Genomic DNA, 13,717 nt, shown 5'->3' with positions numbered 1-13,717 from the left:
TGTCCAAATTCCTGACGTGCGGACCGGCGATCGCGTCGCAGGCGGCGCCTCGGGCCGCCCAGCCAGGCCTGGCGCCGCCCGAGCGCCTCGCGGAAAGCGCGCGCAACGCGGCCAGAAACGCGCGCAAGCGGGAGCGGAGAGCCCGCCGGCACGGCCGGCGCCGACCGGCTTCCGGTGGCTCGGCGCGCGCAGTAGCATCGCCCCGGAGGCAACCCCAGCGGATGCGCTGCACCCTCTGTCACCGCAGGATCGGCGTCGTCGCGGGTTGCCCGCTGCACGGCGGCGACCCCGTGAGCGCCGCGAAGGAAGAGCCCGGGGCGGCGGAGGTCGCGCCCCGGGTCCCGGGGTTCGATGGGCTCCGCCTCCTCGACGAGGGCGGCTTCGCCCGCGTGTTCGCGGCCTCGCGGCGCGAGGACGGCCTGGCGGTGGCGCTCAAGATCGCGCGCCATCGAGGCGATCCACGGTTCTCGCGCGAGGCGGCCGCGCTCCGCCGGGTCGGCCCGCCGGCGGTGCCGCGGCTGCTCGGCGAGGGCGAGATGGAAGGAGGTTTTCCTTATCTGGTCCTCGAGCTCATCGACGGCGAGACGCTGGCGCGCTGGATGGAGGCGCTCCCCGGGGCGGGCGCCGCCGCGCCAGGGGAAGCCATGCGGCTCATCGACGGGATCGGCGCCGCGGTCGACAGGGTACACGCGGCCGGCGTCGTGCACCGGGATCTGAAGCCGGAGAACGTGATGCTGCGGCGGGCGGGGAGGCCGGCGCCGGAGGTCGCCCTCCTCGATCTCGGGCTCGCACGGCCGGGGGAGGCGAGCGGCGCGGCGGAGGAGGGGAACGTGGTCACGCGCACGGGGCTCCGGCTCGGCAGCGCGCTGTACATGGCCCCGGAGCAGTGCCTCGACGCGCGCGACGTCGACGCCCGCGCGGACCTGTACGCGCTCGGGGTCGTCGCCTTCGAGCTGCTCACCGGGCGGCCACCCTTCGTGGGGGAGCCCTCGGCCGTCGTCCGCGCGCACGTCTCCCGTCGCCCGCCGCGGCCGTCCGAGATCACGCCCGTCCCGCGCGGCGTGGACGAGGTCCTGCTGCGCGCCCTGGCCAAGGCCCGGGAGGAGCGATTCGGGTCAGCGCGCGCCTTCTCCGAGGCGGTGCGGGCGGCGCTCGCGGGCGCCATCGCGAGCCCGCCGGCCCAGAGGGGCGGTGAACCGCCTCCTCGTGCCGATGGACCGTCCCGACGGGTCGGCGAGCCGCCCAAGGGGGTCGATGAACCAGAGAATCAGCTCAGAGAACCACCTGATTCGAGCCTTGAACCAGAGAATCAGCTCAGAGAACCACCTGATTCGAGCCTTGAACCAGAGAATCAGCTCAGAGAACCACCTGATTCGAGCCTTGAACCAGAGAATCAGCTCAGAGAACCACCTGATTCAGGCGCTGATCCAGAAAAAAGTGCCAGAAAACCGCTTAAGCTTCGCGACGAGCCCTCCGGGACAGCGGGCGAGCCACCCACGATGGCCGGCGAACCGCCTCCGTGGGCCGGCCAGGTGCCCCAGATGGCCGGCCAGCCGGCCTCCGACGCCGCGCCGGGCAGGCCCGACCCGCCCCGGCGAAGTTCCGTGGCGCTCCTCGCGGTCCGCGGCGGCGCGCCGGTGCAGGAGGTCGTCGGCATCGCCGCCACGCTCGGCGGGCGGCTCGCCAGGGTGCAGGACGGGCTCTATGTCATCGCCTTTCCCGCCTTTCCCGGGACCGCCGCCCAGGGCGCTCGTGCGGCCCTCCAGGCGGCCCGGCAGCTCGTGAGCGCGCTGGGCCAGGGCGCCTCGGCGGCGGTGCACGTCGCCGAGCTCCAGGTGCGCGAGGGCGCCGCCGGGACGGTCTTCGCAGGGCCCGCGCTCGCGCGACCCGCGAGCTTCTGGCCCCCCGGCGCGCCGGAGGCGGTCGCGATCACCCCGGAGGCGGCCGCCCTCCTCGGCGAGCCGACCGGACCGGCCGGCGACGACGACGCGAGCGCAGGCGCCGCCCCCCCGGGAGCCCCGGCGGTCGAGCCGCCGATCCGCGGGCGAGATGGGCTGCTCGACGAGATCGTCGCGCAGGTGCGCGCCGCATGGCGCGACAGCACGCCGCTCCTGCTCACGCTGCTCGGCGAGGTCGGGCACGGCAAGACGCGCCTCTGGAGAGCGGTCGCCGCGGCGCTCTCGGCCGAGCCCGGCGCGCAGGTGATCGCCCTCGCGGCGAGGCCGCCCGACGTCGCAGAGCCGGCAGGGCTCGTCCGCGCGCTGCTCCGCGCCGCCCTGGCCCTCGGCGACGGCGCGCGCGCCGACGCGATCCGCGCGGCGTGCGTCGCGCGGATCGGCGCCGAGCTCGGCCCCGCGTCGTGGCCGGCGGTCGCGTTCGCGCTCGACGCCCTGCCGGAGACCGAGCCCGCGGTCGCCGCGGTGCTCGCGGCGCCCGGCGCGCTCCGCCAGACGCTGGCCCGGGCCGCCGGAGAGGCGCTCCGGCGCGCGTGCGCGCCGGAGGGACGCCCGCTCGCGCTGGTCGTCGACGACGCGCAGTGGGGCGACCAGGCCGGCCTCGACGCGATCGAGATCGCGACCCTCGCGGGGGCCCGCGCGCCGCTCGCGATCCTCGTGGCGGCGCACCCCACGCTGGCCGCGGTGCGCCCGCTCCACGGCGAGCGGGCGGCGCGCTCCGCCCAGCGGGCGCTCCCGCCGCTCGACCCGGGCGCCGCGCGCGCGGCGCTGCTCGATCGGCTGCGCCCGGTCGAGTTCGTCCCGGAGCCGGTCGTCGCGGGCCTGCTCGAGGCGGCGCAGGGGGTCCCGCTCTTCCTTGTCGAGCTCGCGGCCGCCCTCTGGCAGGCGGGCGCCGTCCGGAAGGTCCGCGGCGGGCCAGGGTGGTACCTCGCGGCCGACGAGAGCGCGCGCGGCGAGGCGGCGCCGGTCATGGACCGCCTCGCGCGGCGGGCCCTCGCGGGCCTGCCGCCGCCGCTCGCCGAGCTCGCGCAGGTGTGCGCCGTGGCGGGCGACGAGCTCGCGGTCGACGACCTCGGGAGCCTCCTGGACGAGGCGGTGCGCGCGCGGGCCGTCAGCGCGTGCGGGGACCTGGATCCCGGCGTCGGCCTGTCGCGCCTCGTGCGCCGCGGCGTGCTGCGCGCCGTGGACGCCGCCGGCGCGAGCCGCCTCGCGTTCGCGCACCCGCTCCTGCGCGAGGCGATCGAGGCGGAGGCGCCGCCCTCGCTGCGGCGGCGGCTGCACGGGATCGCGCTCCGCCGCCTGCTCGCGGCGCCCGCGGAGCGAGGCGCCCGGCTCGCGCGGCTCGCGCGCCACGCCGCGGCGGCGGGCGCGCACGCCGAGGCGGCCGCGGCCTGCTTCGAGCTCGCGGAGGAGGCGCGGCGGCGGCACCTCTACGTCGACGCGGAGCAGCGCTACACCGCGGTGCTGGCGGCGCTCTCGCAGATCGAGCCGGCGCTCTCGCAGATCGAGCCGGCGCGGCCGGAGGTCGAGCCGGCGCGGCCGGAGGTCGAGCCGGCGCCGGCGCTCCTCGTGAGCCGGGCCGCCGTGCTGGCGGGCCGGGGCAAGGTCCGTTACCGGAACCAGCGCTTCGACGACGCGGCCAGCGACCTCCGCGCCGCGCGGGCGCTCGCGGAGGCCGGGGAGGACGGCGCCCGGGTCGCCGACCTGCTCCTCGACGAGGCCACGGTCCTCGACTGGTGCGGCGACTACGCGGGCTCGCAGGCGCTCGTGGACCGGGCGGCGCCCCTCGCGGCGCGCCTCGGGGACGCCGGTCTCGCGGTGCGCTGCGACGTCGCGGTGGGGCGCGGCCATTTCCGCCGGCAGGAGACCGAGGAGGCCATCGCGCGCCTCGCGGAGGCGGCCCCGCGCGCCGAGGCGCTCGGCGACCACGAGAGCCACGTGATCGCCCTGCTCCTGCTGGCGCCCGCGCTCGTCTACGCCCGCCGCATCGACGAGGCCGAGGCGCGGTTCGAGGAGGTCATCGCGCGCTGTTCGAGCGCGGGGGATCGCCTGCACCTCGGCGTCGCCTACATGAATCGCCTCTTCGTCCGGCTGATGCGCGAGGATCCGGAGGGCGCCGTGGGCGACCTGCGGACCGCGGTCGCGCTCGCGCGCGAGCTCGGCAGCGCGTTCCTCGAGCGCGGCCCGACGCACAACCTCGCCGAGCTGCTCTACTGGAGCGGCGAGCTCTCCGAGGCGCTGCCCCTCGCGGTCCGCGCCTGGGAGCTCCAGCAGCGGTTCTTCGAGGCGAGCCTCGTGCCCGACTACGCGCTCCTCGTCGCGCGGATCCACTGCGCGCGCGGCGAGCTCGACGACGCCCGGCGCCACCTCGACTGGGTGCTCGGCCACGCCGATCTCGACGCCGTGCCGCCGGTCACGCGGGCGCTGATCCGCCTCTGCGCGCAGGTGGTGCAGGGCGGCGACGCGCCGGACGCGCTGTGGGACGCGCTCGTGAACGAGGTGCGGGGGGCCGCGCTCCTGAGCGAGCACATCGAGGTGCTGTGCTTCGCCGCGGAAGCCGCGTTCCGCGGCGGCCGGATGGATGCGGCGCGCCGCTGGCTCGGCGAGGCGGCGGCGCAGACCTCGGGCTCGCGCTTCTGGAGCGGGCGGCTCTCCCGGCTGGCCCGGGAGCTCGAGCGGCGGTCGCTCCCGTGAGCCCCTGGGCCGCCGCTGTCGCCGCCGCGGCGACAGCCGCCCTCCTCGTGTCGCCGCGCGGGCCACGGCGCGGCTGGCGGCGCCCCGGCGCTCTCGCGGTCTGCTCGGGCCACCATCGTGGCACGCCCGCTGCTTGACCCCCTGCACCCCATGCGAAAGGCACGATCATGACCCGACGAACCGCCTGCCTTGGCCTCTCCACGCTGTCCGTGACCGCGGGCCTCACGCTCGCGGCGAGCGTCTCCGCCGCGCCCCTCGCGCCCTCGATCCCGCTGATGCAAGCCGGCAATCACCTCACGCTCGAGCAGCTGGGCTTCAACCTGCTCACGACCAACCGGCAGAGCCTCACGGCGCTCTCCAGCAACCCGCTCAACGAGGCGTCGTTTCGCGCGGGAGCGCCCCTCGCCGGCAGGCCCGGGACGCCCGTCCCCGCGGGGACGCTCCACCGGGCGTTGCTCGACCCCTCGGCGCGCGAGGTGATGAAGGACCTGGTCGCGTGCGCGCTCGGGGGCGGTCAGAGCGTCTCGTGGACGCCGGGGGCCGGCGAGGCGTGGCGCCCGACCGCCGCGGAGTCCAAGGAGGCCGGCGACACCGGCCAGCTCACGTGGCCGGGCGCCGGCACGGGGCTCTGCCCCGCGTGGGCCGGCGGCGCGCCCGACGCGGCCTGTCAGGAGCGCGTGTCGGCCTGCCTCCTGACGAGGAACAACGCCTACGGTAGACCTCAGCAGATCTCGATCCGCGGCGGATTCGCCGCGCTCGCGACGAGCCCGGAAGAGCTCACGAAGTTCACCGACCGCGAGGGCGCCTACTTCGGCAACATCCTGAGCCCGGACGGGCTGAACCCGGCCGCGGAGAAGACCTCTGTCGACCAGCCCCGGCCCGCGGTGGACCTGATCTACAAGAACGCCTTCGTGTGCGCTCCGCCCGACACGCGCGCCCTCATGGCGATCGGGTGTCAGAACATGACGATTCGCTTCTGGATGTCGACGCGTGTCTGCGCCGTGCCGGACCGGCAGGGAGGGACGCACCATCAGGGGTGCGTCGCGAGCTATGCCGGCTATTGCGGCGAACCGGCGCCCAATGCCACGCCCGGTGAGGCCCATCACGTGTGCGCCCCAGAGAGCTCCGCAAGGACGTACCCGACCTGCACGGCGGGCGGTCGCCCGTGGGCGCACCCGATCACCGTGTTCCTTCCTCACGAGAAGCCCGAGCTGCACAGCTGCCGGGGGTGGATGGAGATCCAGGACCCGCTCCGCGATCACAACCGGCCCAGCCCGGATCCCGTCCCGGACCAGCGTATCCGCGCGCGAAAGCCGGGCTCGCCGGACGACCGCGCGTCGATCGTTCGCCAGCAGCCCCGAGCGCCGGCGACGCTCCCCGCCGTCCGCCAGCAGCCCCGGGCGCCTGTGCAGCGCTGAGGCGACCGCTGACCGCCCGGCGACCTCGCGGGGCGTGGACCCCGCCGTCGGCTGCTGCGCTCTGCCCCTCGCAGTGACAGCGACCCCCGATCCCCCGGACGGCTGCTATTGCGACGCCGAGCGCGCGCGCTTCGGCGACCGCTGCCCGAGCTGCGGCGCTGCCTGCTACGGCTGCTCGGCCCACCGTCGTTCCCGCAACAATCCCCAAAGGGGAAATATGAATGATGTCAGGAGGCGATACAATGAAGGTAATTGCATGTGTTTCGACGTCGGTAGTACTGGCGACCGTCGCGGCCTGCGCTGACCCGCCAGGCTCCTTCGAGGAGGGGTCCGTCGAAGAGTCGGAGGCGGCGCTCTACGGTGGGAAACCCGTGCCGCCCGGGCCAGACATCCTTACTGGGCCCGATTGGGACACGGATCGGCCGGGGCTCGATTACTGGAGCATCAAGACCGATTCTGCTTATAGTTGTCGAGATGCCTGCGCACAGGATTCCGGCTGTGCAGCTTGGTCGTATTATCTGGGGTTCTGCAACTTCAAGCACGGTATTGCGTTCCAGCAGCGCAAAGCGGGTGTGGCTTCGGGTACCGTCGCTCCCAGGTATGAATGGAGCATCGTTCACGAAGGTGGCGAGACGTTCCAGACGCTTCAGGTCAGCAGCCTCGACGCCTGCCGGCTGGCCTGCCTTAACACGCCCTACTGCACGAATTTTACGATGGACCTCGGGAGTCCCAACGGCTTGTCGGGAGTCGGGGCGCCCGCGTCGACAGCAGGCGCTTGCTGGCTGAAGCACGGCTATGGCTCTGCGAGGTGGGCCGAGCGCGAAAATTGCGTGTCGCTGCCGAGCGGCTATGGCAACGGCCAAGGGGCGAACGGGGGGTATTTTGTCTCGTGGACCACCTATTGCGCAGAACGATTCCTCGTTTCCGGACTCCTGGGATTCACTTTTTTCGATGCTGGGCGACCTTGGTAGGCGCCGGGAGTGACGGCTATCAGCACGGGCCGAGCCTGTCGGCGCGACGCGTGCGTCAGGGCGTATTCAGCCCATCGCGACTGGCCCTGCGGCTCGCGCCGGCCTGAGGTCGCGCCGGCGCGGCGGGCGGTCCCGATCCGTACCACCACACCTCCGCCCGCCACGTGATCGCGGCGGCATCGCGCGCTTGCATTCCGCCGCGAGCTCGGGCGAACTCACCCGAGCATGGCGGCGACCACGAGGCCTCATGATCCCCCTGGCACCCTCGTCGACGAGGAGCCGGTCGCCTCCGACGAGCTCGCCCCCGGCACCCTCGCCGGGGAATTCTTGATCGAGGAGGCGCGGAGCCACGGCGGCTTCGCCGTGGTCTACCTGGCCACGCAGCTCGGCACGGGGCGGCCCGTGGCGCTCAAGGTCCTGCGGCGTCGGCTCGCCGCACGCGCGCGGATTTTATCGAGGTTTCAGCAAGAGGCCGCGGCCCTCCGGGGCCTCGCGCACCCGCACATCGTCGAGATCGTCGGCGTGGGCGACCTGCCGGACGGCCGGCCTTACATCGCGATGGAGTGGATCGAGGGCCGGACGCTCAACCAGGAGCTCCGCGGCCGCGGCGCGCTGTCGCCCGCCGAGGCGCTCGCCGTGCTCGAGGAGATCGGCGGCGCGCTCTCCGCCGCGCACGCGCTCGGGATCGTCCACCGCGACGTCAAGGCGCAGAACATCATGGCGATCCCGCGGGACGGGTGGTTCACGACGCGGCTCGTCGACTTCGGGATCGCCAAGCTGCTCGATCCCGGGCGGCTCGGCCGCGAGGCCATCGTCACGCAGGGCAGCGTGCTCGGGACGCCGGGCAGCATGGCCCCCGAGCAGATCGCCGGCCTCGCCGTCGACGCGCGGACCGACGTCTACGCGCTCGGGCTCCTGCTCTACGAGATGCTCACCGGGCAGCCCGCGTTCCGCGCCGACAACCCCGTCGAGCTGGAGGAGCTCCACCTGTTCGCGCCGCCGCCCCGGGCGAGCGATCTCGTCCCCGCGCCGCCGGCCGTCGACGCCCTCATCGCGCGCTGCCTGGCGAAATCGCCGGACCGGCGCTGCCAGGGCGTCGCCGAGCTCCTCGCCGAGCTGCGCGCCGCGCTGGCGGGGGCCGAGGCCGGCGTCCGGGCCGCGGCGGCGCTGTTCGCCGGCGTGCAGATCGAGGGCGAGGGCGAGATCGACGAGGCGGCCTTCGACGACGCCGAGGCGGTCCTCGCGGCGGTCCGGTGCGCCGCGGCCGACGCGGGGCTCGCCACGGTCGTGGACGGCGGCGGCGTGCTGGTCGGGGCGGTGGCGCTCCCCGGCGAGCCGGAGGGCAGCCGCGCGGCGCGGGGCCGCCTCGTCGGCGCGGCGCGCGCGCTCTCGGCCGCGATCGCGGCGCGCTCCCGCCCGAGCCCTGCGGTGCACGTCACGCTGATCGTGCACGCCGCGCCCGCGATGGTCGTCCACGGCGCGCCGGGGCGGGAGCGGTTCGGCGGGGGGGAGCTCTTGCGTCTGCACGAGTGGACGGCGGGCCACCGCTCGGGCGGCCTCGTGATCACCCCCGCGGCGCGCGCCGGGCTCGACGAGGGCTAGCGACCTCCGGATCGCGCGACCCGCCTCGTGCGCCGGTCGCGACCGGGCGCGCTGTCGCCTCCGCGTCGCAGCCGGCGACCGTCGTGTCGCCGCGCAGGCCACACGACGCCGGGGCTGACGCTGCGCCCTGCGCGTTCCGGCGCCTGGATTCCACGACATGGCTCCGGCGGAGAGGCTGGCACGTGCTGTGCTGAGGTGACGCGATGTGCAGAGGTGATGTGCTGACGTGACGTGCTGAGTGCCAGAGGCGCCGAGGGGCACCGCCGGACGCCAGGGCTGACGAGGTCGATGAAATGACCCCCGCGCCCGTGGACCCGGGGCGAACGCGCGCCCGCTGCGTCGTCTGGGCCGCGGGGGAGCTTCGACCCAGCGCGCCGGCTGCCGCGCCTTCTTTGTGGGTAGAGATAAGGAGACAACTATGAAGTATAGCGCCATCGTCTTGTTTCTTGGTTCGTTGCCGCTCGCGGCATGCGCCGTCGAGCCGCCCGAGGACACCGGCATCGAGGCCGACGGCCCGGTCGCGCCGGAGGCGGCGGGAGATCCGGAGATCGGGGTTGCCGAGAGCGCGCTGGGCAGCGGCGAGCGGCTCTATTATCACGAGGAGTTCAAGGTTCGCGGCTGGGTCGTGGAGGAGGTCCACTACGAGGTGCTCCCGCGAACGAGCAACCGGAAGTGCACCCCCGGCTATCAGCGGGATCATATCGAGGTGATCCACCGCGGAAACGGAGATTGCTCGTTCGACAAGTGGTTGAGCCCGGGCGATCCGACCGACTGCGGCGCGAGCATCAGGGTCAAGCGCAGCGCCGGAGGGGACAACATCTGGAACGGCACGTGCGAGGTGTCGATCTTCGAGAAGCCGATCCTGACCCGCAACAACAGCTGCGTGAACCATTGCGGGGGGAGCGCCGCCGAATGTCATTGCGACCCGCTGTGCCTCTACTATGACGACTGCTGCTCGGACTTCCAGCTCGCCTGCAGGTAGAGCGGCCGTCCCCGACGCGATCCCGAGGGGCGCCGAGGCGGCTCGTTTCACGAGCACGCTCCGGCGCCTCGCCGCGGGGTTCAGGCCCTGAGCGCGGCGGAACGAGCCTGGTTGGCCCCGACGGGGGTGGGGGACGGGCCGATGGCTGAACTACCCCTCTGGGTCCCGCTCCGGCCCCAGCCCGTGCCGGTGCAGCAGCCGGTACAGGTACCGTCGATCCAGCCCCGCCGCCGCCGCCGCCCGCGAGACCCTGCCGTCGTGCGCCCGCAGCAGCGCCTCGAAGTACCGCCGCTCGAAATCCGCGAGCACCCGGTCCCTCGCCTCGGCGTACGGCACGCTCGCGTCGACCGGCGGTGGCGCGCTCACCGGCGCGAGCTCGCTCACGGGCGGCGGCGCGCGGAACACGAGGTACTGCTCCACGTAGTTCCTGAGCTCGCGCACGTTGCCCGGCCACGCCGCGCGCTTCATGCGGGCGATGATCCTCGGCTCCCGCAGCGCCGCGGCCTCCTCCGGCGTCGCGTGGAGCGCGGCGAGGAGATCGTCGAGCAACGCCGGGATGTCCTCCGGCCGCTGCCGGAGGGGCGGCATCGGGATCCGCACGACCGCGATCCGGAAGTAGAGATCGGCCCGGAAGCGGCCCGCGTTCACCTCGGAGCGCAGGTCCCGGTGCGTGGCCGCGACGACGCGCACGTCGACCGGCCGCGCCGTGTTCGTCCCGACGCGGCGGATCTCGCGCGCCTCGAGCGCCCGCAGGAGCTTCGGCTGGAGGTCGAGCGGCAGCTCGCCGATCTCGTCGAGGAAGATCGTCCCGCCCGACGCCTCCTCGAAGGCGCCCACGCGCGGCTCCGCCGCGCCCGTGAACGCGCCCTTCGCGTGCCCGAAGAGCTCGCTCTCGATCAGGTTGCCGTGGATGGCCCCGCAGTCGACGACCACGAACGACCCCTCCCGCCGCGCGCTCCGCTCGTGGATCGAGCGGGCCGCCTGGCTCTTGCCGGTGCCGGTCTCGCCCTCGAGCAGCACGGTGACGTCGCGCTCCGCGGCCCGGGCCAGGAGCGCGAACACCCCGCGCATGGCCACCGACGCGCCCGAGAGCGCGCCGAACCGCGCCTCGTCCCACAGCGGCAGGCGGTTGTGCTCCGCGCCGAACTCGAAGCGCGCCACGGTCTTGCCGACGCGGATGAGGCTGCCCGTGCGCAGGAACGCCTCGACGACGGCGACGCCATCGACGTTCGTGCCGTTGCGGCTCTTCAGGTCGCGGACGCGCGCGCCGGCCTCGTCGATGCGGATCTCGCAGTGGAAGCGCGAGACGGTGGGGTCCGCGACGACGAGGTCGTTGCCTTCGCCCGAGCCGAGCGAGCACCGATCGGCGGAGGAGTCCCACACGGCGCCTCGGGCCGGCCCCTCGACGAGCTCCAGACGGAAGCGGCGCACCGCGCCCGCGCTGTCATCCGCAGGCGAGCCCGTGTGCGTCAGCGTCTCGGGGCCGCCTTCGGGCGCCTTGCTCGGAGGTCTGCTGGGCACGCGGCCACGGTATCACAGCGGGCGGGCGAGCCATCGAGCCGCGCTCGGGCGCAGGGGCAGGCGGATCGAGCGCGGCCGGGTGTCCCTGGGGGCGGCTCCGCGCTCAGAAGAACCCGATCGGCCCCGGCGACCACCGGAACTCCACCGCGACGCCGGCCGCGGGCGGCGCGACGCGGCGGAGCCTCCCGTCGCGCCACGCCAGGAGGACGAGCCCCGGATCCTCGAGCGGCGCGCCCAGGTCGACCTCGAGCCGCACGGGCCTCCCGTCCGCGACCTCGGCGACCCGGATCGTGGCGCCGCACTGGCCGACCTCGTAGCCCGCGGCGATCGGCGAGGACGGCGCGCGGTAGAGGGTCTCGAACGCCCCGGTCAGCATCGTCCCGTCGATGCGCTCCAGGGAGAACGAGGACGGGCCTGTGCGCGTGAGGCGGTGCGTGCCCTTGTTCATCGAGAGGATCGTCCAGCAGGAGAACGAGTCGGGCGACTCCAGGGCGCGGATCGCCTGAGGGTACATGGCTGCCATGGGATCCGAGGCGGCCGCGATGAAGACCCGCTTGCGGGGCGGCGCGTCGATCTCCGCGCTGCGGGCGATGTCCTCGAGCTTGCGCGCGATATCGATGCTCGATGCGGTGGCGGCGAGGAACAGGAGCGGCGCGATGCCGAGGTGCACGGCGGCGAGGAACCCGGCGCCGGCGCGGCGGGGCCATGACGCGACGCCAGGCGAGGGCGCGCGGCGCAGCCCGCGCAGGACGACGACGGCGAGGAGCGGCGCGATCCCGAGGCCCGGCACCAGCAGCAGGCGCGACCCCGGGAAGCCCCCGAGGCTCGTGAAGAACGCGAGGAGCGCCCCGGGGACGAGCCAGCGCAAGGCGGCCCGCTCGCGCTCGGGGACCGCGGGGAGGCAAGCGCGGTAGAGGAGGGCGACGCCGGCGGCCGCCGCGAGCCCGACCGCGATGAAGGGGAGCTTGGGGAGCGGGACGGAGAGATCCGCGGGCACGGCCACGAGGGCGCCGCCGATCAGGATGGGCAGCCGCTCCGCCGCGGCGGCCACGAAGGCGAGCGGGCTGCTGAGCGGGTCGATATACCCGCCGGTGTGCGCGGCGCCGCCGCCGAACGCCTTGTACGCGGCGAAGTACGCGAGGAGGCCGAGCGCCGGGAGCACGCCGGCCGCCCGGGCGCGAAAGCCGTCCGCGCGGCCCGGCGGCACGGGGCCGGCGAGCTGATAGGCGATCCAGTACGCCGCGCCGCCGAGCGCCGCCTCGCCGCCGAGGAGCCCGATCCCGAGCCCGAGCGGGCCCAGGTACAGCCCGGGCCGCCACCCTTCCTCGCGGTAGCGCAGATGCGCAAGGAGCCCGAGCACCGCCGGGAGCGCCGCGAGCAGCATGTGCTGGCACGCGATCCAGCCGACCGGATGAACGTGGTTCCCGCTGATCGCGAAGATCAGCGTGGCGAGCGCCGCGGTCGCGCCCGGGAGCACCCGCAGGAACAGCCTGCCCGCGGCCGCGACGAGGGCGACGTAGAGCCCTATCGAGACAAGGTGGTACCCGAGCGGGGCGTCGCCGAAGACCGCGCGCTCCAGCGTGAGCAGCGCGCTCGCCAGGGGGCGGACAAGGTGGATCCTGAGCTCCGGATCGGTCCACCACGGCAGCCCGGAGATGGAGACGGCAGCCCGCGTCTCCTCCGGGGCGCCGGGGAAGAAGTTGTAGAGATCGTACCAGGGAGGCGAGGCAGGGATCAGCTTCGCGAGGTAGCAGAACAGGATGTAGTCATCGGCATAGAAGGCGATCGCCACCGTGGGCAGCGCCAGGGCGAGCGCGAGGAGCAAGACAGCCGTGAAGAAGCGAGGGTGGTTGAGCCACCGCGCGAGGCGATCGGAAGGATCCGGTTTCATTCGGGCCCACAGCGTAGGGTACGCTGCGCGCGCCGTGTAGATGGCCCCGAGCGCCCGCGCGGCGCCGCCGCACCCCCCGGCGCGCGCGCTGCCTCGCGGCGCGGCCCGGACGACGTCCGCCGCGCGTGCTCGAGGGGGTCGACGAGGAACTTCCGCGCCTGCTGCGCGGGCGGGAGCTCATCCATGTCGAGATCGTAATTGCCTGTCTCGTTCAGGTTGCTGCGGCCAATCAGGTAGCGATCGCGTCGCGCGTCGGGCCGATAGGGACGCGCCGGTCGTCCTCGCCGTGGAGCGCGACGGGCAGCGCCGCCCCCGGGCGGGGCTGCCCGTCGCTCACACGCGGCGAGCGAGACGAGCGACGCGAGCGGCAGCGCAGACCAGGCGTAGCAGCGGCGGAGGCGAGAGGGGCGCATCGCGCCGATGCTTGTTGAGCCCGCCGCTCGGCAGCAACAGCGAACTTCCCGGCGGCAACACCGCATCGCCTCGGCAGGATTGTCCAGCCATCGAGATCTCCCGCCATGGCCGGCATGCATGGGAGATCACACACACGAGTAAGCAGAGTTTTGGGTGCCGTTGGATTTGTCTGCTCCAGGGCGATCATCGCGCACCTGCCCATGGACCAAGATTTTTTTTGGTTGTTAGTAAAGGGTATTTCCTACATAACTGGATCTCGCTGCTTGGCT

General features: G+C 74.1%; 7 protein-coding genes. 5 read left to right on the top strand and 2 right to left on the bottom strand.

Annotation, left to right across the window (positions count from 1 at the left end):
* Positions 1–221 precede the first annotated feature (221 nt).
* The 5 genes from WMF27_RS20860 to WMF27_RS20840 all read left to right on the top strand — a co-directional run bounded on the left by WMF27_RS20860 (position 222) and on the right by WMF27_RS20840 (position 9,622).
* A complete protein-coding gene (locus tag WMF27_RS20860) occupies positions 222–4,649 on the top strand; it encodes a protein kinase domain-containing protein (protein ID WP_437944439.1) in 4,428 nt (1,475 codons plus the stop codon).
* Positions 4,650–4,816: 167 nt separating this feature from the next.
* On the top strand, positions 4,817–6,067 hold the full coding sequence (locus WMF27_RS20855) for a hypothetical protein (protein ID WP_437944438.1): 1,251 nt from the start codon (positions 4,817–4,819) through the stop codon (positions 6,065–6,067).
* Between the two features lie 242 nt (positions 6,068–6,309).
* Positions 6,310–7,038, top strand: a complete 729-nt coding sequence (locus WMF27_RS20850) for a PAN domain-containing protein (protein WP_437767133.1) — start codon at positions 6,310–6,312, stop codon at positions 7,036–7,038.
* Positions 7,039–7,263: 225 nt separating this feature from the next.
* The gene (locus WMF27_RS20845) at positions 7,264–8,640 is read left to right on the top strand and encodes a serine/threonine-protein kinase (RefSeq protein ID WP_437767134.1); all 1,377 of its coding nucleotides are present in this window, start codon (positions 7,264–7,266) and stop codon (positions 8,638–8,640) included.
* A gap of 418 nt (positions 8,641–9,058) precedes the next feature.
* Positions 9,059–9,622 (top strand): hypothetical protein, encoded by a 564-nt coding sequence (locus tag WMF27_RS20840; protein WP_437767135.1) that lies wholly within the window; start codon positions 9,059–9,061, stop codon positions 9,620–9,622.
* Positions 9,623–9,772: 150 nt separating this feature from the next.
* Here the strand turns inward: WMF27_RS20840 and WMF27_RS20835 are convergent, their stop codons facing one another.
* On the bottom strand, positions 9,773–11,143 hold the full coding sequence (locus WMF27_RS20835; RefSeq protein WP_437767136.1) for a sigma 54-interacting transcriptional regulator: 1,371 nt from the start codon (positions 11,141–11,143) through the stop codon (positions 9,773–9,775).
* 103 nt (positions 11,144–11,246) lie between these two features.
* Positions 11,247–13,034, bottom strand: a complete 1,788-nt coding sequence (locus WMF27_RS20830) for a hypothetical protein (protein WP_437767137.1) — start codon at positions 13,032–13,034, stop codon at positions 11,247–11,249.
* Between the last annotated feature and the right edge of the window lie 683 nt (positions 13,035–13,717).

Origin of the sequence: Sorangium sp. So ce281 (genome assembly GCF_051527395.1) — a bacterium.
Lineage (GTDB): Bacteria > Myxococcota_A > Polyangia > Polyangiales > Polyangiaceae > Sorangium > Sorangium cellulosum_B.
This window is presented reverse-complemented; position numbering and strand designations above follow the sequence as displayed.